The 21757-nt window shown below is 70.1% G+C and carries 18 protein-coding genes and 1 pseudogene; 12 read left to right on the forward strand and 7 right to left on the reverse strand.

Annotated elements, in window-relative coordinates; genetic code table 11:
• Positions 1-90 precede the first annotated feature (90 nt).
• From OG858_RS44090 to OG858_RS44105, 4 genes and pseudogenes are all read right to left on the reverse strand, one after another.
• On the reverse strand, positions 91-237 hold the full coding sequence (locus OG858_RS44090; protein WP_319065849.1) for a hypothetical protein: 147 nt from the start codon (positions 235-237) through the stop codon (positions 91-93).
• A 29-nt stretch (positions 238-266) separates the two neighbouring features.
• Positions 267-536 (reverse strand): annotated as a pseudogene (locus OG858_RS44095) (hypothetical protein); the annotation flags it as partial.
• Positions 533-907: a TraR/DksA family transcriptional regulator gene (locus tag OG858_RS44100; protein WP_319065850.1), complete on the reverse strand. Its 375-nt coding sequence runs from the start codon at positions 905-907 to the stop codon at positions 533-535. The gene OG858_RS44100 and the pseudogene OG858_RS44095, both read right to left, overlap by 4 nt.
• A 50-nt stretch (positions 908-957) precedes the next feature.
• On the reverse strand, positions 958-1284 hold the full coding sequence (locus OG858_RS44105) for a TraR/DksA family transcriptional regulator (RefSeq protein WP_086753832.1): 327 nt from the start codon (positions 1282-1284) through the stop codon (positions 958-960).
• Positions 1285-1703: 419 nt separating this feature from the next.
• Between OG858_RS44105 and OG858_RS44110 the strand changes: the two genes are divergently transcribed.
• The 4 genes from OG858_RS44110 (at position 1704) to secD (ending at position 6179) form a co-directional block, all read left to right on the forward strand.
• Positions 1704-2657, forward strand: coding sequence for a HAMP domain-containing sensor histidine kinase (locus OG858_RS44110; RefSeq protein ID WP_086747388.1), 954 nt, complete (start codon positions 1704-1706; stop codon positions 2655-2657).
• Positions 2654-3319 carry a response regulator gene (locus tag OG858_RS44115; RefSeq protein ID WP_086747387.1) on the forward strand — a complete coding sequence of 222 codons (666 nt, stop codon included), beginning with the start codon at positions 2654-2656 and terminating at the stop codon, positions 3317-3319. Before OG858_RS44110 ends, OG858_RS44115 begins: the two co-directional genes overlap by 4 nt.
• A gap of 158 nt (positions 3320-3477) precedes the next feature.
• Complete coding sequence (locus OG858_RS44120; protein ID WP_143677124.1) at positions 3478-3882, forward strand: hypothetical protein; 405 nt, start codon at positions 3478-3480, stop codon at positions 3880-3882.
• A gap of 65 nt (positions 3883-3947) precedes the next feature.
• Positions 3948-6179, forward strand: coding sequence for a protein translocase subunit SecD (secD, locus tag OG858_RS44125; RefSeq protein ID WP_328543830.1), 2232 nt, complete (start codon positions 3948-3950; stop codon positions 6177-6179).
• Between the two features lie 308 nt (positions 6180-6487).
• Here the strand turns inward: secD and OG858_RS44130 are convergent, their stop codons facing one another.
• Positions 6488-7633: an epoxide hydrolase family protein gene (locus OG858_RS44130; RefSeq protein ID WP_319317984.1), complete on the reverse strand. Its 1146-nt coding sequence runs from the start codon at positions 7631-7633 to the stop codon at positions 6488-6490.
• Between the two features lie 63 nt (positions 7634-7696).
• Here OG858_RS44130 and OG858_RS44135 point away from each other — a divergent pair, with 63 nt between their 5' ends.
• Positions 7697-8764: a helix-turn-helix transcriptional regulator gene (locus tag OG858_RS44135; protein WP_328543829.1), complete on the forward strand. Its 1068-nt coding sequence runs from the start codon at positions 7697-7699 to the stop codon at positions 8762-8764.
• 124 nt (positions 8765-8888) lie between these two features.
• On the opposite strand, the gene OG858_RS44140 is transcribed toward OG858_RS44135, so the two are convergent.
• Positions 8889-10931 (reverse strand): non-reducing end alpha-L-arabinofuranosidase family hydrolase, encoded by a 2043-nt coding sequence (locus OG858_RS44140; RefSeq protein ID WP_328543828.1) that lies wholly within the window; start codon positions 10929-10931, stop codon positions 8889-8891.
• Positions 10932-10985: 54 nt separating this feature from the next.
• Positions 10986-12602 carry a glycoside hydrolase family 43 protein gene (locus OG858_RS44145; RefSeq protein ID WP_328543827.1) on the reverse strand — a complete coding sequence of 539 codons (1617 nt, stop codon included), beginning with the start codon at positions 12600-12602 and terminating at the stop codon, positions 10986-10988.
• Positions 12603-13397: 795 nt separating this feature from the next.
• Here OG858_RS44145 and OG858_RS44150 point away from each other — a divergent pair.
• The 7 genes from OG858_RS44150 (at position 13398) to OG858_RS44175 (ending at position 21736) form a co-directional block, all read left to right on the forward strand.
• The gene (locus tag OG858_RS44150) at positions 13398-14309 is read left to right on the forward strand and encodes an alpha/beta hydrolase family esterase (RefSeq protein ID WP_373420785.1); all 912 of its coding nucleotides are present in this window, start codon (positions 13398-13400) and stop codon (positions 14307-14309) included.
• A gap of 81 nt (positions 14310-14390) precedes the next feature.
• Positions 14391-14666, forward strand: coding sequence for a cellulose binding domain-containing protein (locus OG858_RS48405; RefSeq protein ID WP_406202075.1), 276 nt, complete (start codon positions 14391-14393; stop codon positions 14664-14666).
• A 319-nt stretch (positions 14667-14985) separates the two neighbouring features.
• A complete protein-coding gene (locus OG858_RS48410; protein ID WP_408059507.1) occupies positions 14986-15504 on the forward strand; it encodes an RICIN domain-containing protein in 519 nt (172 codons plus the stop codon).
• Positions 15467-17941, forward strand: a complete 2475-nt coding sequence (locus OG858_RS44160; protein ID WP_086747380.1) for a SpoIIE family protein phosphatase — start codon at positions 15467-15469, stop codon at positions 17939-17941. The genes OG858_RS48410 and OG858_RS44160 overlap by 38 nt, the downstream gene beginning before the upstream one ends.
• Before the next feature lie 164 nt (positions 17942-18105).
• On the forward strand, positions 18106-19452 hold the full coding sequence (locus OG858_RS44165; protein WP_179200879.1) for a flavin-containing monooxygenase: 1347 nt from the start codon (positions 18106-18108) through the stop codon (positions 19450-19452).
• Positions 19449-20327 carry an SDR family NAD(P)-dependent oxidoreductase gene (locus OG858_RS44170; protein ID WP_086747379.1) on the forward strand — a complete coding sequence of 293 codons (879 nt, stop codon included), beginning with the start codon at positions 19449-19451 and terminating at the stop codon, positions 20325-20327. Before OG858_RS44165 ends, OG858_RS44170 begins: the two co-directional genes overlap by 4 nt.
• A complete protein-coding gene (locus tag OG858_RS44175; RefSeq protein ID WP_319315854.1) occupies positions 20324-21736 on the forward strand; it encodes an aldehyde dehydrogenase family protein in 1413 nt (470 codons plus the stop codon). The genes OG858_RS44170 and OG858_RS44175 overlap by 4 nt, the downstream gene beginning before the upstream one ends.
• Positions 21737-21757: the final 21 nt, after the last annotated feature.

The raw sequence follows: 21757 nt of genomic DNA on the forward strand, positions 1-21757 counted from the left end.
CAATCGCCTCGGCGGCAAGGCAGGCACGCCGAACACGACCTGTCGTGGCCGCTGAGCGCATGCGCCCGACCTGTCCGGTGGACGGCCGTTTCATGTGGGTGTGGTCCACCGGGGGGCGGTCCGGGCCCAGGCCGTGTCCCATCGGGCGAGGTTGTGTCGTTCCAGGCGGCCGGCGTAGCCGTATGCGGCGGCCGCGAGGAGGGGCACGGTGAGTGCGCAGAGGACGGCATGGACCATGGTGCGGATGCGGATCTGGTCCTGGGTCAGGGGCGGTTCGAGCGGGGCAGCCGGTGGCCGGGCCGACGGTCGAGCATCCGGGCGACCGCGGCGGTGTCGACGATGGCGCCGCGCCGGACGGGATGGACGGTCCCGTTGCCGAAGGCCACCGTGGCTACGTCGAAGACCAGTCCCTTGCCGCAACTCCAGGCGCGGGTGCGGGCGCTGCCCAGGTCGAGGGCGATGCCCCAGCACTGCCGGCACCCGGGCCACGGCCGGTGCCGGGGCCCGGTGGAGCGAGAGCGGCGGGTCGTGGTCACCGGTCGGCTTCCCTGAGGTGCTGGCAGCGAGCGCAGTAGCGGACCTGCGGCACGATCATCAGACGCTCACGGTCGATGGGCCTGCGGCACAGATGGCAGGTGCCGTAGTGGCCTTGGTCCATGCGCTGGAGGGCTGCTTCGACGTCGACGAGGACCATGCGGGCGGACGCGGCGAGTTCGACGCGGACCTCGGTCTGCGAGGCGGCCCGCCTGTCGAGCAGCGTCTCGGTACGGGGCACGGCCGTGGCCGTGAGCTGCTGGATCTGTTCCTGGCGGAACAGGCGCTGCTCGTGCAGGTTTTCGCGCAGCGCGGCGAGGTCCTCGGTCGACAGGGTCATGTCGCGTGCGCCGATGATCTGCTGGTTCACCACTTCACCCCTAGGGCAGGCAGGGAGACTTGAGAGACTGGGCGGGCGGTTCGTCAGGCGGCGTCGCGCTGACAGGGGACGCAGAACCGCGTGTAGGGCAGGATTTCCAGGCGTTCGATCGGGATGGGCTTCGAGCAGCCCTGGCAGGTGCCGTAGCTGCGGTCCTGGATGCGGGCGCAGGCCGCGTCGACCTCCTTGAGGACCCGCTCGATGGTGTCCTTCTGCGCCGACATCAGATGGTCCTCCGCGTCGTGCCCTGCCTCGGCGATGGCCTGTAGTTGCGTCAGACGGGTGTTGCGTTCGTGTTCGAGGCGCTGCCGGGCCTCGAGCGCGGGCAGACGCCCGAGCCGTGGTTCGGTACGAGGTATGTCGAGCGACATGGCGGGTCCTGTCTTCCGGAGGATGAGGGGCGGTGAGGGTGCGTGCCGGTGAACGGGGTGCGTGCCGGGGAACGCGATGGCTGAGGGTCACGGAGGGTGGGGCATGACCTCACCGTGGCCGATGCGCGGCGCGAAACCCATCGGGCGCAATACCCATTTGCGGCCGTTCGGCGGCCTACCGTGGCGTGGGCAGGCCGCGAGGCGGAAATGGGCATTGGAGCCCATCGACGGAACCACCCGGGTGCGGGCAGGCTTGCGGGAGGCCGGTCCGGAGCGGTGGGGCGCGGCGCATGCTCGGGTACACGAAGACCGCGGGAAGCGACCGCGGGAACGACGCGGGCAACGACGTGGGTAACGACCGCAGGAAAGACCAAAGCCGTGTCGCAAGGCCGTGTCACACAAAGGAAGGCGTCATCGCGGTGTCCTTGTTCTGGCGGATCTTCGCTCTCAACGCCGTGGTGCTGGGGACCGCGACCGCGTTGCTGCTGTGGGCTCCGGTGACCGTCTCCGTCCCCGTGGTGCTGACCGAGGCGATCATCCTCGTGGCCGGCCTGGTCGTCATGCTGATCGCCAACGCCGCCCTGCTGAGGATCGGACTCGCCCCCCTGGACCGGCTGACGAAGCTCATGACCACTGTTGATCTCCTGCGGCCCGGTCAGCGGCTGCCGGAGCGCGGCCGGGGTGAGACCGCCGAGCTGATCAGTACCTTCAACGCCATGCTGGAGAGACTGGAACACGAGCGGGCCTCTAGCAGCGCCCGCGCGCTGCTCGCGCAGGAGGACGAGCGGCGCCGTATCGCCCAGGAACTGCACGACGAGGTGGGCCAGAGCATGACCGCCGTCCTGCTGGGGCTGAAGCGGGCGGCGGACGACGCCGAAGAGCCCCTGCGCGGTGAGCTGCACCAGGCCCAGGAGATCACCCGCGAGAGCCTGGACGAGGTCCGCCGACTGGTGCGCCGCCTGCGGCCTGGCGTCCTGGAGGATCTCGGCCTGGTCAGCGCCCTGACCTCGCTGACCACGGAGTTCGCCACCCACACCGGACTGCGCGTCGTGCGCCGTTTCGACGGCGGCCTGCCCGAACTGGATCAGGAGACCGAACTGGTGCTGTACCGGGTCGCGCAGGAGGCCCTGACCAACGCCGCCCGCCACGCCGAGGCCGGCCGGGTGGAGGTGAGTCTGTCCCCGGCCGATGGCACGGTGGTGCTGGCCGTCGAGGACGACGGCCGGGGGACCGGGGTGGCCCGGGAAGGCGCGGGGATTCGCGGGATGCGTGAGCGGGCCCTGCTCATCGGGGCCACGCTGGACGTCACCTCCCAGCCGCAGGCCGGTACACAGGTCCGGCTGACCGTACCCGTTCCCAGGAAGCAGCCATGACCACGACCGACCCGCCCGTGATCCGCATCCTCCTCGCCGACGACCACGCGCTGGTACGGCGCGGTGTGCGGCTCATCCTCGACGGGGAGCCGGACCTCCAGGTCGTCGCCGAGGCCGGAGACGGCGCCGAGGCCATCGCGCTGGCCCGCACACACGAAGTCGATCTCGCCGTGCTGGACATCGCCATGCCCAGGATGACCGGCTTGCAGGCCACCCGCGAACTGATCGCGCTGAAGCCGGACCTGCGGGTGCTGATGCTGACCATGCACGACAACGAGCAGTACTTCTTCCAGGCGCTGAAGGCGGGCGCCAGCGGCTACGTGCTGAAGTCGGTCGCCGACCGTGACCTGGTGGCCGCCTGCCGGGCCGCCATGCGCGACGAGCCCTTCCTCTATCCGGGCGCGGTCACCGCCCTCATCCGCAACTACCTCGACCGTGTCCGCCACGGCGATGAGCCACCCGACCAGATCCTCACCCCGCGCGAAGAGGAGGTGCTCAAGCTCGTCGCCGAGGGGCACTCCTCCAAGGAGATCGCCGAGATGCTCTTCATCAGCATCAAGACCGTCCACCGGCACCGGGCGAACCTGCTGCACAAACTCGGCCTGCGAGACCGCCTGGAACTCACGCGCTACGCCATCCGTGCCGGCCTCATCGAACCCTGAAGCCGCTCTCGGACCCTCGTGACCGCCTCGATGCCCCGGCCGGCCGCTCCACGGCCTCCACGGCCTCCACGGCCTCCACCGCCTCCACAGTCGGAACTCTGAGGCCAGGCGCAGCCGTTCGTACTGATGGACCACCGACATCAAGAAGGGGACGGCGCATGGCACGCGGCTTGCTCACCGTCCCCCGCAGGGGCGACCTCGGTCCGGCAGCGGTGATGGCCGTCCTGCTTGCGGTCCTCACCGCCCTGCTCCTTCCGTCTTCGTACGGCAGCACCGCACCCCGTACGCCGGACCACGTGGCGTCGGCCACCGAGGCCGTGCAGGCCGCCGGCGGAACCAGGTCGGACGACGGACACTGCGCCGCCCTGCTCCGAAGCCCTCGCGATGTTCCTGGCGAGCGGCTGTCACCGCCGAGCACGGCCACCGTCGCCTCGTCCTGCACGCCAGTCGGCCCGCCGACGCCCGTCCACACGGCGTCCCCGGTCGCGGTGAGCCAGCCGGCCTCCCCCCACTCGACGGGCCGTCATCAGGGGCGGGCGCCACCTCCACCACCAGGCACCTGAGCTTCCCTCTACTTTCCGTCGACCGCGGTCATGCCTGGCTGCGGTGTGCCTGCCGGAGGCCCCATTTGACCCGCGCCCTGCGCATCCGAGGGCTGCTCGCCCTCGCAGCTGTCGCCCTGTCGCTGTACATCGCCGTCACCGTCCCCGTCCACCTCGGACTCGATCTGCGCGGCGGCACGCAGATCGTGCTGGAAACCCGACCCACCGCCACCGCTGACGCCGACAGCGAAGCCACCGACCGCACCCTGGAGGTGCTGCGCGGCCGCATCGACGCACTGGGCGTCGCCGAACCCACCCTCGCGCGCTCCGGCAGCAACCGGATCGTCGTCGAACTTCCCGGAGTGCAGGATCCGGCCGAGGCAGCCGATGTCCTCGGCCGCACCGCCCAACTCACCTTCCACCAGGTCCTGTCCACGACGACCAGCGCCGACAACAAGGACGAACCGCTGCCGAAACGGCCGCGCTCACAGGTTCTGGCCGATGAGACCGGCCGGAACCTGCGCCTCGCGGCGGCCTCACTGACGGGTCGGAACGTCAAGGAAGCCGCCGCCCGGCTCGACCAGCAGGCCGGCGCCGGATGGCACGTGACCGTCGACTTCAAGGGGGCCGGCCGCGACGGCTGGGCCCGTCTGACCGGCCAGGCCGCCTGCGCCCCGGCGGGGGACCCGTCCCGACGGATCGCCATCGTCCTCGACGACAAGATCATCTCCTCGCCCCAGATCGACCCCTCGGTCGCCTGCGGTTCGGGCATCAGCGGTGGCTCCACACAGATCACCGGATCCTTCAGCGCCGACGAAGCCAAGGAACTGGCCCTGCTCATCAACGGCGGCGCCCTGCCCGTACCCGTGGAGAGCGTCGAGCAGCGCACCATCGGCCCCACCCTCGGAGCCCGAGCCATCACCGCCAGCGCCTGGGTCGCCGCGGTGGGCACCGCGCTGACCGCGCTGTTCGTCATCGCCGTCTACCGGATCATGGGCGTTCTGGCCACCGTGGCGCTGGCCTGCTACGGCCTGATCTCCTACGCCGCCCTGGCCGCCCTGGGCGCCACCCTCACCCTTCCCGGCCTCGCCGGGTTCGTCCTGGCGATCGGCATGGCGGTCGACGCCAACGTCCTGGTCTTCGAACGGGCCCGTGAGGAGTACGCCTCCCGCCACCGGCCCAGCCCGCGCTCGGCCCTGACCGCGGGATTCCGCGGCGCCTTCAGCGCGATCGCCGACTCCAACATCACCACCCTCATCGCCGCCGGCCTGCTGTTCTTCCTCGCCTCCGGACCCGTGCGCGGTTTCGGCGTCACTCTGGGGATCGGCGTCCTCGCCTCCATGTTCAGCGCCCTGGTCGTCACCCGTGTGCTCGCCGACCATGCCGCCTCGCGGCGCCGACTCCGCCGCCGCCCACGCCTGACGGGCATCGCTCACACCGGCACCGTCCGCGACCGCCTCACGCGCACTCAACCGCAGTTGCTGCGCCGGCCCCGGCGGTGGCTGGCCGCTTCCGCCGCGGTCCTGGCCCTGGCCGCGGCCGGGATCGCCGTGCGCGGTCTGGACTTCGGTGTCGAGTTCACCGGGGGCCGCCTCATCGAGTACACCACCGCCACCCCCGTCGACCCCGACCGGGCGCGCACCGCCCTCGCCGACGCCGGTTTCCCCCGAGCCGTCGTCCAGACCTCCGGGGACACCCGGCTCACCGTCCGCACCGACCAGCTGACCAACGCGCAAGCGGCCGCCGTCACCGACACCATCAGCACACTGACCGACCACGCCGACAAGCTCCGCGACGAAGCCATCGGCCCCAGCCTCGGCAAGGAGTTGCGCCACGGCGCACTCATCGCCCTCGTCGTCGCCCTCGGCGCCCAGCTGCTCTACCTCGCGGCCCGCTTCCGCTGGCTGTTCGGCACCTCCGCCGTCGCCGCCCTCGCCCACGACGTGGTGATCCTCATCGGGATCTTCGCCTGGCTGGGCAAGCCCGTGGACGGCGTATTTCTCGCCGCTCTGCTCACCGTCGTCGGCTACTCGGTCAACGACTCCGTCGTCGTCTTCGACCGGATCAGGGACCTGAGCCGCAGCGACCGCACGGCACCTTTCGCGGTCCTCGCCAACCGGGCTCTGCTGCAGACTCTGCCCCGCACCGTCAACACAGGCATGGGCGCCGCCTTCATCCTCACCGCCCTGGCCGTCCTCGGAGGCGACTCCCTCGCCGACTTCGCCCTCGCCCTGCTGATCGGCGTCGCCGTGGGCACCTATTCCTCCATGTTCACCGCCACCCCACTCGCCATCGAACTCCACGAACGCGGCCACTGAGGTTGTGCCCGTCCGGGGTGACGTCATGGCGCCGTCGGGCGGTGTGCCGGACAGCGTGGGGTGGCCGGGCAGGCCGGTCACCCCACGCTTCGGCGGGTGCGGTGGGCCGTGCCACGGTGAGGATCCCGGCGATCAAGCGGACCGTCCCTTGGTGACCGGTCGACGAGGTGGAAGTGGCCGCCGGGGTGCGCCTGCACGGTGACGGGGCCCGTCACCGTACACCGGACCCGGCTGAGAGGTGAGGCCCGGGCAGGGCCAGCCCGGCGCATCAGTGGCTGGGGTGCCCGGGCCTCACCGTGGCATTCGTGTCAGGTGCCGAGCGCGCCGAAGAAGGCACGGACATCGGTGACGAAGGCCTCCGGTTGCTCCAGCGCCAGGAAGTTGCCCCCACGCTCCAGTTCGCTCCAGTGGGTGATGTTGTGCTCGCGCTCGGCGAATCGACGGACGGCGATGTCGGTGCTCAGGGCGACGGCCACACCGGTCGGGACGGTACCGCGTGCCCTCGGAGCCCAGGCGGTCGCGTCGTGGGCCGTCTCGTAGTACAGGTTGGCCGACGAACCGGCCGTGCCGCTGAACCAGTAGACGCTGACGTTCGTCAGCAGGCGGTCACGGCCCACGGCGTCTTCGGGGAGTTCGGCGGCGGCGTCCGTCCACTCCTTGAACTTCTCCACGATCCAGGCGAGCTGGCCGACCGGTGAGTCGTGCAGACCGTAGGCGAGGGTCTGCGGGCGGGTGGACTGGATGGCGTTGAAGCCCATCATGTCCTGCTGGAAGTTCTCCAGCCGCGCCAGCCGCTCCTGCTCCGGTCCGCTCAGCCCCTCGAACTCGGCGGGGTCCCCGGAGGGGAAGGTGAGCAGACCGTTGACATGGATGCCGACGACCCGGTCGGGTGCCTGCCGACCCATCTCGGCGGCCAGCCAGGCACCGCCGCCCGTGCCCTGAACACCGTAGGTGCGGTAACCGAGCCGATCCATCAGCTCGACGAACGCGCCCGCGATGCGGCCCGTGTTCCAGCCGGTCTCGCCGAGCGGACCGGAGAAGCCGGTGCCGGGGGTGGAGGTGACGACGACGTGGAAGTCCTCCGCCAGCGGCCGGACGACCTCGACGAACTGCACGAACGAGCACGGCCAGTCGTGCAGCAGAAGCAGCGGAACGGCTGCCGGGTTCTGCGAACGGACGTGCAGGAAGTGGATGTTCTGCCCGTCGATGTCGGTGGTGAACTGGGGAAACTCATTGAGCTCCGCCTCCGCCTTGCGCCAGTCGAAACCGTCGGCCCAGTACGCGGCCAGGGCCTTCAGGTAGTCGGTCGGCACACCCCGGCTCCAGCCGACGCCGGGGATCTCGCCGCCCCAGCGGGTACGGGCCAGCCGGTCGCGCAGGTCGTCGAGCTCGTCCTGCGGGACGTCGATGCGGTACGGGTGGATCCGGGCGTCGGTGCTGCTGCTGGTCTCCATGGGTGAAACACTATTCTCGATATAGGCACGTTACGTTCCTAATGAAGCCACAGGCTGGACTCCATGCTGGACACCTCCGCGCGGTTGCTGCGCCTGCTCTCCCTGCTGCAGACCCCGCGAGCCTGGCCCGGGTCCGAACTCGCCGAGCGCCTGGGGGTGAGCGGCCGCACCGTACGCAACGACATCGACCGACTGCGTGAACTCGGCTATCCCGTCGACGCCACCCGTGGATCCGCCGGCGGCTACCGGCTCGGCGCCGGGGCGGCGATGCCGCCGCTGCTCCTCGACGACGAGGAGGCCGTCGCGGCAACGATCGCGCTGCGCACCGCCGCGCAGGGCGCCGTTCCCGGCACCGAGGAGACCTCGTTGCGGGCGCTGGCCAAACTGGAGCAGGTACTGCCTTCGCGGCTGCGCCGACGGGTGCGGGCACTGCAGACGTTCACCGTGGCCGTGCCGGACGACCGGCCTGCCCCGACCGTCTCCGCGGACGTCCTCACCACCCTGGTGTCCGCCTGCCGTGACCGGGAACGACTGCGCTTCGACTACCTGGACCACGCAGGCACTCCCAGTCGGCGCCTCGTGGAGCCGTACCGGGCGGTGAACTGGGGCCGGCGTTGGTACCTGGTCGCGTGGGACGTCGAACGGGAGGACTGGCGGACCTTCAGGATCGACCGGATCCAGCCGCGGACCCCGACCGGACCGCGTTTCACCCCGCGCGAACCGCCCGGTGGCGACATCACCGCGTACGTCTCCCTGAGGGTGTCGAGCGCGGCATGGCGCCATCACGCGCGAGTGACCGTCCACGCGCCGGCGACGGCGGTGATCGAGCGGATCAATCCGGCGGTCGGCACGGTCCAGGCTCTCGACGCCGACACCTGCGTTCTGACCACCGGCGCCGACACCGTACAGACACTCGCTGCCTACTTGGGCATGCTCGACTTCGACTTCGACGTCACCGAACCCGCGGAACTCGTCGACCACATCCGTCGACTCGCGGACCGCTACGCCCGCTCGACACCACCGGGCCGCCAGGGCGAGGCCACCCTGCGGGCGCCCCGGGAACGGGCGTCAACCAGCTCGACCACTGGCGAACCGGACGGTCCGACACACTCGGGAGCCGAATGCCGGTGAACGGGCTCCACGAACAGGTGTATCAAGCGGTTCGGTCGCCGCGGGGCGCGGCTCGGCCCGCCGACCGGATCATCCGAGTGGGGACGACGGTCCCCCGGGGGTGAGCCGGGGGACCGCGTCGCATTCAGCAGGTCGGGTTGGTCTGGGTGAGGAGACCGAGCCGCCACGGGAGGGTGTTGTAGTCACCGCTCGCGTTGGGGTTCATGCCCTGGTAGAGGTACTGGAGCCGGCAGGCGGGGATGGTCAGTGTCTGGTCGTAGCCGGCACGGATCATCTCGCCGTGACTGATGTCCCTGGTCCAGGACCCGGACGGGAAGGTGACGTTGTTCGACTTGGCGAAGGGGTTGTTCTCGGAGGCGGCCAGTTGTGTCCAGGAGCCCGCGAGGTTGCTCGTCGTCCAAGAACGGAAATAGCGGCGGCCGTCCGACCCTATGGCCTCGACGAGGAGCAGATACTGATCGGAGCCCTGCACCTTGTACACGTTGCTCGCCTCGAACATGGCGTATTTGGAGTCCTGGGCCGCGATGACGGTGTTGGTGAAGCCGTTCGGGAACTGGCCGACCGTCGTCCGGGACCGGTACAGATGCCCGTTGTCGTCGGAGGAGAACAGATAACAGTTGGCGCTGTCGCAGATCACCCACATGTCGACCCAGTGACCGTTGCCGATGTTCTGCTTGATGATGTCGGGCATCGACGAGTAGAAGTTGCGCGGTGCGCTCCACCCGTTCGGATTGCTGATGTCGGGGTTGGTGGAGTAGGACGCGTTGCCCGTCTGGTACACGAGGTACCACAGGCGTTGCGGCGCGTAGTAGAAGACCTCAGGCGCGGCCCGGTAGCCGGCTCCGATGGCGCTGCGGTCCAGGTAGTGGTGCGTGGCCGAGCCGGCCTGGGACCAGTCACTGAAGTTCAGGTACACCAGGTTGTAGCCGGAGGCGCCGGCGGTGCTGGCGAACACGTGGTACTTGCCGTTGTACTGGACGACCGTCGGATCCTTGATGCCGGCGATGTTGTGGGTGGCGTCCGACTTCGGCGAGATCAGCGTTCCGCTGGAGCTCCAGGAGAAGCGGGAGGGCAGCGCGGCGGCTGCCCCGGGCGAACGGGAGTCAGCCGGCTGGGCGTCGGCCCGCTTCGTCGCGGCGGTGCCGCCCATCGTGGTGAGCGTCGACTGGTAGGCCGCTTTCTTGTTCCCGTTGCGGTCGAACAGCAGGGGGTTCTCCCCCTGGCGCCAGGAGTCGCTGTCGCGGATGCCCCAGACGGTGATGCCGGTGCAGCGCGACACGTTCATACAGGCCCTGACCGTGTTCGCGTACGCGGCCGTCGGTGCCTGTGCGATGTCCAGCTCGGTGATCTGTACGTCCACGCCGAGGGCGGCGAAACTCGACAGCGTCGTCCGGAAGCTGGCGGGCGGACCGCCGGCGCCGAAGTGGGCCTGGAGGCCGACGCAGTCGATGGGCACGCCGCGGGCCTTGAAGTCGCGCACCATGCGGTAGACGCCCTGGGTCTTGGCGGCGTTCCAGTCCTCGATGTTGTAGTCGTTGTAGCAGAGCTTGGCCGCCGGGTCGGCCGACCGCGCGGTTCGGAAGGCCTGTTCGATGAAGCCGTTGCCCAGCAGGTTCTGGAACACCGAGGGGCGGTGCTGGCCGCTGCCGCCGTCGGCGAAGGCCTCGTTGACCACGTCCCAGGAGTGGATACGGCCCTTGTAGCGGTTCGCCACCGTGGTGATGTGGTTGTTCATCACGCTGCGCAGCGTGTTCGCGTCCGTGATGGAGCTGACCCAACTGGGTAGTTGGGAGTGCCACACCAGCGTGTGGCCGCGCACGCGCTGACCGCGGGCCGTCGCGCGGTTCACGATCTGGTCGGCGGGGCCGAAGGTGAACGAGCCGCGGGATCGCTCGGTGGCGTCCCACTTCATCTCGTTCTCGGCTGTGACCGAGTTGAACTCGCGGTCCAGGATGCCGGTGTACGTGCCGTCACCGAGCTTTCCGGCGGCCACCGCTGTCCCGAAGTACCGTCCGGACTGGGCGGCTTGCGCGCCGAGTGTGGAGGCCCGGACGGCGTCGGCCGCGTCGGTCGCGGCGGTCGCGGCCTCTGGCGTCACCAGGGCGGCCATGGCCAGCAGGGACAACACCGAGGCTCGGCGACGGCCGAGCCGTTTCAGCGGGTTCATGGTTCTCCTCGTACGGTTGGCGGGGGGTTGGGTGGTGCGGTCGGTGGGGGTGGGTCAGGGCGTGGACACCTCGAACCGCGGGATGCGGACCGTGCCGCCGAGTGCCTGGGTGGCGTGGTTGAAGAGGGCGAATCGGTAGCCCATGAAGAACCGCCAGTCGTTGCCCATGGAGAAGGAGGGGCCGAGGCGGGTGAAGTCGATGCCGTCGACGCTGTAGGAGAAGGTTCCCGGGCGTGCCGAGCCGGGGCGGATGTCCGCGGTCGCGCGCAGCCGGACGCGGCTGCCGGTCACGTTCACGCTCGCGACCTCGGTGCCGGTGCCGGTGGTGTTCCAGTTGCCGTCCATGGCCAGCCCGTTGACCATCACCACCCGCGTCACGCCACCGTCGCGTTTGACACCGATCCAGGCCGAGGAGTCACGCAGCAGCGCGAGTCCGGCCCGGTCGCCGTCCCGCATGGCCGAGAAGTCGAGCTCGACGGTGGCCGTGGAGGTCGGACCCTGGATGCGGTGGGTGAGCGTGTTGCGGGCCCAGTACAGGTCGTTGGTGACGGTCGCCGTCCGCAGGGTCAGTCCGTTGCCGACCGACCATTTGCTGTTGTCCGGGTTGTGGTTCCACTCCCACTTCGGCTTGAGGGCCGTGCCGTCGAAGGTGTCGACACCGATCATGGGGGAGACCCGGCGGGGTGGCGTGGGCACGGCCGGGCTGGGATACGAGGTGCTCCATGCGCCGTTCACGAGTTGCACGACGGGCCAGCCGTCCGCGGTCCAGGTGATCGGCGCCAGGGCAGGCACCCGGCCGCCGGGGTACGCGTCCACGAAGGCCAGGTAGTACCAGGCGCCGCTCTGCGTCTGCACCAGTCCTCCCTGGTGCGGGACTCCACCGCCGGGGATCGGCCCGCGCAGGTCGAGCAGGACCTGCCGCAGTGTGTACGGACCGAAGGGGCCGCTCGACGACTTCAGGATGTACTGGCCGTTGGCCGGACGGGTCAGGAAGATGTAGTACTGCCCGTTGATCTTGTAGAAGCGGGAGCCCTCCAGGGTGCCGACACTCGATGGGGTGCTGAACACCTGCTGCGTGCGGACCTGGGTGCGGCCGTCGCGCGAGAGCTGGGCCACGCTGATGGTGGTGTTTCCGTACGCCACGTACAGGGTGTCGTCGCTGTCGACGAGCAACCCGGCGTCGTAGTACGGCGTGCCGATCGTGGTGAGTCTGCTCCACGGTCCCTCGACCGCGGTGGCGGTGTGGATGTACGTCCTGGCGAAGTCGATCTGGCCGAGCCAGTAGAACGTCCCGTTGCTCGGGCGGTAGGCCAGCGACGACGCCCAGATCCCCCGGACGTAGCCGCGGCCACCGTTGAGGTCGTACTTGGCTCCGAAGTCGAGGGTCGGCACCGAATGGCCGGCGATCTCCCAGTTCACCAGGTCGTACGAGCGCAGGACGGGGGCACCCGGCGAGTAGTGCATCGTGGAGGCCGAGGCGTAATAGGTGCCGCCTACGCGGATCACGTCGATATCCGCGAAGTCCTGCCAGACGACCGGGTTGGTGTACTCCGCGAGTGCCGGGCCTCGGACGAAACCGGAGGCCGCGGAGCTTCGGGACGCTCCCGCCAGGGGGAGGGAGGTGCTCGTCACCAGACCGGTGGCTGCGGCCAGCACTCGACGACGACCCATGTGCTGATGAGGGCATGACATATCCATGTCGTTCTCCTTGTGCGGCCGAGCCGTTGTGGGTGGCGCGTGCAACCGCCGTGAGTCTCACGGCCGAGGAGTGGGTGCTGTGCCGACGTGCATGGCGTGGGGGCCTGCTTCTGGCGGCGTGCAGTGGCCGGGCCTGTCCTGTCCACCTTGGTCGGGGTTCTCGGACGCCTGTCGACACATCGAGCAATCTGGATGATAGAAGGCCGGTGAGCCCCGTCAATACCCCTCGCATGATTCGCTCTCTACGTCGAAATGTTTCGCCACTCGGGTTGGCTTCGAACGGGCGTACACCGATCGCGTCTTGGGGGACCACGGGCATGACCCCGCCCTCCGCGGTGACGGACCGCTGTGGCCCGTTCCGCTGCGGACTCTCACCGGAGGTGGATCGACGCAGGTCATGCCATGGATTCTCGGTCGGCTTCACCTTGCCCCGCTCGAACCGAGACCGGCGCGTGCGGAGGGACCGACCGGTCCGTGCGCCTTCTCGGGGTGCGGTAGTTCCGCAGTCAACGAGTCGCAAGAGGTTGACATGTTGGGCTGCCCCTCTATGATCCGGAACTGTCTGAGGATCCCGAATGGCGTTCGATACCACGAACGCGCCCTGGCGGGACCCGCTTTTCCCTCGCGACCGCAGTGCGATTGCCCGGTCCCGAAGCACGTCCTCAAGAGCTTGCGCATCTCGCACCTGGACCTCTGTCCGCACATGGCAATGTGCCAGAAAAGGGGAGTTGCATGATGACCAGGACAAGATCCCTCTTATGGCCCGCGATGGTCGCGGTGCTGCTCGTCCTGATCATGGGAGGCACGGCGCTGGCCGCCGGCCCCGCCGGAAGCGCCCCGCCCGCGGCATCCGGCACGGCTGCGGCGTCCCCACGCACCGCTGCCGCGACCCCCGGCTGCGGCAAGGCACCCACCCTGACGAGCGGTACACACACGATCCAGAGCGGCGGCAAGAATCGGAGCTTCATCCTGCGGATCCCGGACGGATACGACCGAAACCGCGCCTACCGGCTGGTCTTCGGGTTCCACTGGCTGGGCGGCACCTCCACCGACGTCGCCACGGGCCGCACCGTGGAAACGGGCACCTGGGCCTACTACGGGCTCCAGCGACTGGCGAACAACAGCGCCGTCTTCGTCGCGCCGCAAGGCCTCAACAACGGCTGGGCCAACGCCGGCGGAGAGGACGTCACCCTCGTGGACGACATCCTCAGGCGGATCGAGGCCGGCCTGTGTGTCGACACGACGCAGCGCTTCGCTCTGGGATTCAGCTACGGCGCCGCCATGTCGTACGCGCTCGCGTGTTCCCGGGCGACGGTCTTCCGCGCGGTGGCGGTGCAGAGCGGCGGGCAGCTCAGCGGATGCAGCGGCGGCACTCAGCCCATCGCCTACCTCGGGGTGCACGGTCTCAGGGACAGTGTCCTCGGCATCTCCGGCGGACGGACGATGCGGGACAGGTTCGTCAGGAACAACGGCTGCACCGCCCAGAACCCGCCCGAGCCGACACAGGGCAGCCTGACGCACCGGGTCACCACCTACTCGGGGTGCTCGGCCGGGCATCCGGTCGCCTGGGCCGCGTTCGACGAGGGGCACATCGCCGCTCCGCAGGACCGGGCCGGCGGTGACAGCGGCTCCAGGACCTGGCTGCCGGGAGAGGTGTGGAAGTTCTTCACGCAGTTTTAGAACTCCACCCCGTCACCGGGGACTTCGGTCTGCCGCGTCACCCACACCGCCAGCGGTTGGAACACCGGGCTGACCTCGAACATCACCCTCACCAACACCGGCGTTGCCACGATCGACGGCTGGTCCCTGGCCTTCACCCTGCCCGGCGGCCAGACCATCACTTCCGCCTGGAACGCCGACTGCTCGCCCGCGTCCGGCCGGGTGACGGCCAGGAACGTCTCCCACAACGCCACCATCGCTCCGGGCGCGTCCGTCGACATCGGCTTCCAGGCCGCCCACACCGGCGATACCGCCTCGCCGAACTCGTACACACTCAACGGCACGACCTGTGCCGTCACGGGGAGTTCGGCGAAGTGATCAGGAGGTCCGGCCGAGTGCGGAAGCGAAGCCCGCGTACGTCGGGAGGATGAGACACGAACGGCGGCTCGACGGCACGCCGCCCAGCCGGAGGCGTCGGAGCCGCCGACGCCTCCATCGGTCCGGTCGGCGCCGTGCCGGAGTTCCTGTCCGGTGTGCTTCCTGCCGTAGCAGGCCCGGAATCGGTATGTGCCGGGACGGCGCACGCGGCCAGGAGCGCATGGCACATTCGGGGGTCGCCTCACGACATGGCGCAGGCTGTCCCGCTCACGCCGAACCTGCCCGTCTGCCCGTCCGGAACATCAACAGCGGCAAGCTCATGGAAGTGGCCGGCCTCTCGCGCGTGGACGGCGGCGATGTGGCCACCTGGTCGGACGACGACGTACCCCAGCAGCACTGGGCCGTGACGCCCACCGGGGACGGCTACCACCACCTCACCAACCGGCTCGGCGGACTGTCACTCACCGTCGACGGTGGCTCCACCGCCGACGGTGCCGACATCGAGCAGGAGACGTACAGGCAGACGCACCGGCAGCAGTGCAGATCATCGCCGTGTGGCAGATCGGTGCTGACGCGCCGGTCCGCCGGGCACCGCCTGCCAGCGGCGTCCCACGTCTTGATCACGACTGGAGACCCACCCGGGTCACCCCGACCCGGGCTGTCTCCGCGGCGCACGCCCGACACCGCCTGCCGCGGCCGGTTGAGCGGGATGCGCAGCGGCGGGATGCTGGAGGCAGCGCCCGTGACGGGTGAGCAGCGCCGCGCTGAACCTGCGGCAGGAACGACGTCGGTACACGCCCATGGACAACGAGCCCGACACAACCACACGAGCGGGTAGAACAGCCGCACCCGACGACTTCGCGGTCGTCGTCGACGCGCGCGGAACCGTCATGGTGTGGAGCGCGGGGGCCGTGAGGCTGCTCGGGTACGGGCCCGAGGACGTGGTGGGCAGGCCGGCCTCCGGCCTGCTCGCGGCGAGGCTGCCCGTCGCGATGCGGCCTTGTCTGGCCGCCGGGGAACAGTGGACGAGCGACGTGGCGCTGCGGAACCGGGATGGAGACCGAGTCACCGTGCGGCTTCGGGGCACGCCACTGGCGGACGCGCGCGGCAGGACGCACTGGGTGGTCACCCCGGCGGCGAAGACGTACCCCTCCGGGCCGACCGATGCGGAGGCGGCGGAGTTGTGGGACCTCACGCTCGCGCAGCTTCCGCTGCCCGTGGCCATCTACGACAGCGAGGCGCGGTTCGTCACCTGCAACCAGGTCATGACCCAGGCCATGGGGCTCAAGCCGGACGAGATGAGAGGGCGGACGCTGTGGGAGATCTATCCCGCGCCGCCCCTGGACGAGATCGACCGTCTTCAGCACCAGGTGGTGCGCACCGGCGAGATGATCTTCCGCGAGGAGCAGCCGTTCCGAGCCTCCGGCGAAGTCCGCGATCACGCGTGGTCGCTGTTCCTCTCCCCGCTGAAGAACCCGGCGGGCGGGGTGCTGGGGGTGTCGGCGTTGGTGATCGACATCACCGAGCAGTACTGGGCCCGGCGCCGTCTGGCGGTGCTGAACGACGCCGGCACGCGCATCGGCAGCACGCTCGACGTGACCCGGACAGCCGAGGAGCTGGCCGAGGTCGCGGTGACGGGGTTCGCCGACTTCGCCACCGTCGACCTGCTGGAGTCGGTCGTCCAAGGACACGAACCGCAACCGATCCCGCCCGCCACGCCGGTCGTCTGCCGCCGTGTCGCGCAACGCTCGGTGCTCCCTGGGTGCCCGGAATCCGTGGTCCTTGCGGGCGACACCGACGTCTACCCTCCCGGCTCACCACCGGCCCAGGCCCTGATCACCGGCCGGGGAACCCACTACCGCGCGGGCGACCCGCTCCTGCGTGCCTGGGCGACGGCCTCCCCGCCCCGCGCCGAGAGCATACGGCGATTCAAGATCCATTCGGTGATGATGGTGCCACTGCTCGCGCGGGGGGTCACGCTCGGCGTCATGAACCTCATGCGGCATCGGACCGCGGACGTCTTCGGCCCGGACGATCTGGTGCTCGCCGAGGAGATCGCCGCCAGGGCCGCGGTGAGCATCGACAACGCCCGCCGCTTCACCCGCGAACGCCGGACCGCGCTCACGCTCCAGCGCAGCCTGCTGCCCGAGCGGCTGCCGGAAGTGGCGGCCGTGGACCTCGCCCACCGCTATCTCCCCGCGGGCCCGGGGGACGAGATCGGCGGGGACTGGTTCGACGTGATCTCGCTGTCCGGGGGACGGGTCGCGCTGGCCGTGGGTGACGTGGTGGGACACGGTGTGCACGCCTCGGCCACGATGGGTCGTCTGCGCTCCGCGGTACGGACCCTCGCCGACGCCGATTTCACGCCCGACGAACTTCTCACCCGCCTGGACGACCTGGTCATCCGCCTCGACCGGGAGGAAGGCCCGGATGCGCGGCGGCAGACGGAAGGGGCCTCGGGAGAGGTCGGGGCCACCTGCCTGTACGCCGTCTACGACCCCGTCGCCGGGCGGTGCGACCTGGCACGGGCCGGGCACCCGCCGCCCGTCCTGGTGACCTCCGACGGCACGGTACAGGTCCTGGACCTGCCCGCCGGCCCACCGCTCGGCCTGGGCGGACTGCCCTTCGAGGCCGCCCGGATCGACATGGCCGAGGACAGTCTGCTCGCCCTCTACACCGACGGTCTGATCGAGGCTCCGGGCCGCGACATCGACGTCGGGCTGGAGCTGCTGTGTGAAGCGCTGCGCCGCCCCGCAGCCAACCTGGAGGAAGCCTGCGAGGAGGTGATGCGCAAGGTGCGGCCCGACCCCCCTGCCGACGACATCGTCCTGCTCCTGGCCCGCACCTCCACGCTCGGCACCGACCGGGTAAGCACCTGGCAGCTCCCCGTCGATCCCGCGGCCGTCGCCGGCGCCCGCCGGATGGCGGGCGAACAGCTGGCCACCTGGGGGCTGGCCGAGCTGGGGTTCGCCACCGAGCTGATCGTCAGCGAGCTGGTCACCAACGCCGTCCGATACGGCGACGCCCCCATCCAGCTGCGGCTCATCCGCGCCGACACGCTCATCTGCGAAGTCTCCGACGGCAGCGGCACCGCCCCGCACCTGCGGCGGGCCCGGGTCTTCGACGAGGGCGGACGTGGACTGCTCCTCGTCGCCCAGGTCGCCGAGCGCTGGGGCAGCCGCCAGACCTCCGTCGGCAAGACGATCTGGGCGGAGCAGCCCCTGCCGGACGAGCGTCCGCGTGAGCGCGTCGGACAGGACAGCACGAGCGGCTGACGCGCACCCGGCGACGCTCACCGCTCTCCGTGACCCGGACTCCCACCGCCACGGTCGCGGCCGCTGAGGTCCGGTCCGTGGCCGCGCGGGTCAGTTCCCGCTGGACGGCGGGTGCATACGTTTCCTCCAACGCCCGTGAAACGGGATGAACGAGGAGGCGCCCTGTGAAGGAAAGCCAGTTCGATACGTGCGTGATCGGAGCGGGACCTGCCGGGCTGGCGGTCGCCAGGGCCCTGGCGGAGCGGAATCTGCCGTACACGCATCTTGAGCGGCACACCGGTCCCGGCGGCATCTGGGACATCGAGAACCCCGGTGGTCCGATGTACGAGTCGGCCCACTTCATCTCCAGCAGGACCCTGTCCGGCTTCGGCGGTTTCCCGATGCCCGACCACTTCGCGGACTACCCGCCCCACGGGCAGATCCTGTCGTACCTGCGGTCCTTCGCCGACGCCTACGGGCTGACGGACCGCATCGAGTTCGGCGTCGGGGTCGAGAACGTGGAGAAGAACGCGGACGGCACCTGGACGGTCACCCGGGCCGACGGACGGCAGAGCGTGCACGGGCAGGTCGTCGTCTGTACGGGCTCGCAGTGGCACCCCAACATCCCCGAACTGCCGGGGGAGTTCAGCGGGGATGTCCGGCACACCGTCGGCTATCGCAGTGCGGAGGAACTGCGCGGCAAGCGGGTCCTGGTCGTGGGCGCGGGGAACTCCGGCTGCGACATAGCCTGCGACGCCGCCCGGACCGCGGACCACGCGGTGATCAGCATGCGGCGGGGGTACTGGTTCATTCCCAAGCACCTGTTCGGCCGGCCGGTGGACACCATCGCCAACAACGGGCCGCACCTGCCGATGTGGCTGGCGCAGCGGCTCTTCGGCACTCTCCTGCGGGTCCTCAACGGCGACCCGACGCGGCTGGGGCTGCCGAGGCCGGACCACAGACTGTTCGAGACCCACCCGGCCATCAACTCGATGCTGATCCACCACCTCCAGCACGGTGACATCACCGCCAGGCCCGGGATCGCCCGCACCGACGGCAGGACCGTGTACTTCACCGACGGCACGAGCGACGACTTCGATCTCGTCCTGCTGGCCACGGGCTACGTCCACAAAGTGCCCGTCGCACAGCGGTACTTCGGCGACGAGCAGCACCCGGACCTGTACCTGTCGTCGTTCTCACGCGAGCACGAGGGCCTGTTCGGCATCGGCTTCGTCGAGACCAACTCCGGCGCTTACCAGCTCTTCGACACCCAGGCGCAGCTGATCGCCGGGTACATCCACGACGCGCGGCACCGGCTGCCGAACGCGGGGCGGTTCGCCCGGATGATCCGCGCCGACCGTCCGGATCTGTCCGGCGGCCTGAAGTTCGTCGACTCGCCCCGCCACACCGGTTACGTCGACAGCGGGGTGTTCGTGAAGTACCTCGGCAAGGTGGCACGCGAGATGGGCTGGCGCACCGAGGGCCAGCCGCCGCCCGCGCGGTCCCTGCGACGCGTGGAGGCCACGGCATGAGCAAGTTCGACTTCACCGACAAGGTCATGCTGGTGACCGGTGGCGCGGGGGGAATCGGCAGTGCGCTGTGCCACCGCTTCGCCTCCGGCGGTGCCCGCTGCGTAGTCGTCGACATCGACGGGATCCGCGCCATGAAGGTGGCGGCGGAGCTTCCGGGCGCAGGACATACGGGCATCGGTTGCGATCTGCTGGACCGTGCCCAGGTGGAGCGGCTGTTCGAGCTGGTCGCCGAGGACCACGGTCACCTCGACGTACTCGTCAACAACGTGGGCATGACCAGCGCGGAACGCTTCGACGTCCGCAGCGTCGAGAGCATCGAGCGGGAGATCACCCTCAACCTGACCTCCCCGCTGATCGCGACCCGGATCGCCATCCCCCTTCTCCTGGCTGCCCGGGACGCCCGGGTGGTCACCACCGTCTCCCTCGGCGGGATCTTCCCGCTGGGCGAGACCCCGATCTACACCGCCTCCAAGTTCGGGCTGCGGGGCGCGATGCTCGCCATCGGGCTCGACCTGAGGAGCAAGGGCATTCTGGCCGGGTCGGTGCTCCCGTCGGCGACCGACACCCGCATGCTGCGTCAGGAGGCCGTGGACGGCGGGAACTCGATGCAGTTCCAGGACCCGCCCCAGCAGCCCGCCGACGTCGTCGCGGCCGTGGTGAGTCTGCTGGACAAGCCCCGGCTGGAGGTCTACCCCCGGCCCGGCGAGTCCCGTCTGGTGCGGTTCGCGATGCTCATGCCGAACCTGCTGCCCCGGGTCTTCCCACTGTTCCGCAAGCGTGGTGACCGCGGCATGGCTCGCTATCTGGAGGAACTCCGCCGACGCGGACTGGCCCGTCGGTCCGACGGGCGCTGGGAACTGGTGGAGGAAGCATGACCACGAACGAGACGCTGCACGTCGTCAACCCCGCCACCGGGGAGCCGATCACCACCCTGCCCGCCGCGAGCGCCGACGACGTCGCCAAGGCCGCCGAGCAGGCCCGGCGGGTCCACGACTCCGGGGTGTGGTCGCGGCTGCCGGTCCGGGAACGCGGCGCGGTGCTGCTGCGGCTGGCCGACCTCATGGAACGCGACGCGGAGATCCTGGCCCGGCTCGACAGCGAGGACGCGGGCAAGCCGATCACGGAATGCCGTACGGGCGACGTACCGGGGGCCATCGAGTCGATCCGCTGGTTCGCCGAGGCGGCCGACAAGACGTTCGGCAGGGTCGCGCCGAGCGGACCCGAGGGTCTCGGCCTCATGAGCCGCGAACCGGTCGGGGTCGTCGCGGCGATCCTGCCGTGGAACTACCCGCTGGCCATGACCGCGTGGAAGGTCGGACCGGCCCTGGCCGCCGGTAACTGTCTGCTGGTCAAGCCCGCGGAAGCCACCCCGCGCTCGGCCCTGCACCTGGCCGCGCTCGCGGCCGAGGCCGGCCTGCCCGACGGGGTGCTCACGGTACTGCCCGGGTACGGCCGGGGAGCCGGGACCGCCCTCGCCCGAAACCCCCTCGTTGGGGCGCTCTCCTTCACCGGGTCCACCGAGACCGGCCGCCGCATCCTCAAGGACGCGGCAGAGAGCAACTTCAAGCGTGTCTCCCTGGAGATGGGGGGCAAGAGCCCCCAGGTTCTGATGGCCGACGCTCTCTCCTACGGCGACGAACTCATCGACAACATGATCGAGGCCGCGTTCGTGACCACGGGGCAGAACTGCACGGCCGGCTCCCGGATCCTGGCGCACCGCAGTATCGCCGAAGAGGTTCTGGAGTGGTTCACGGCCGCGGCGGGAGAGCTCGTCATAGGCGATCCGGCAGACCCGCGCACGCGGATGGGGCCGCTGATCGACCACGCCGCCTTCGAACGGGTCGCGGGAGCCGTGGAGGCCGCCCGGGTCGGCGGAGCCCAGATCCACACCGGGGGACTGCCCCACCGGCTGCCCCCGCGCGGCGCCTACTACCCGCCCACCGTGGTCACCCGAGCCCCCGACGGCAGTGACGTGCTCACCAAGGAGTTGTTCGGCCCGGTCGTCACCCTCCAGACCTTCACCTCGGAGGAGGAGGCGGTACGTCTGGCCAACGCCACCGAGTACGGTCTCGCCGCCTCGGTCTGGACGCGCGACCTCGACACCGCGCTGCGGCTGGCACGAGGCATCGAGGCCGGCGTGGTTTCCGTCAACGCCTACAGCGAGGGCGACATCACCACACCTTTCGGCGGCTGGAAACAGTCGGGATTCGGCGGGGTGGAGAAGTCCACCGACGCGTTCGACCAGTGGACCCGCGAGAAGACGATCTGGATCCGCACCCGCTGACCGCCCCGACAGTCGGCACGC

It is taken from the genome of Streptomyces europaeiscabiei (assembly GCF_036346855.1).
Classification (GTDB): domain Bacteria; phylum Actinomycetota; class Actinomycetes; order Streptomycetales; family Streptomycetaceae; genus Streptomyces; species Streptomyces europaeiscabiei.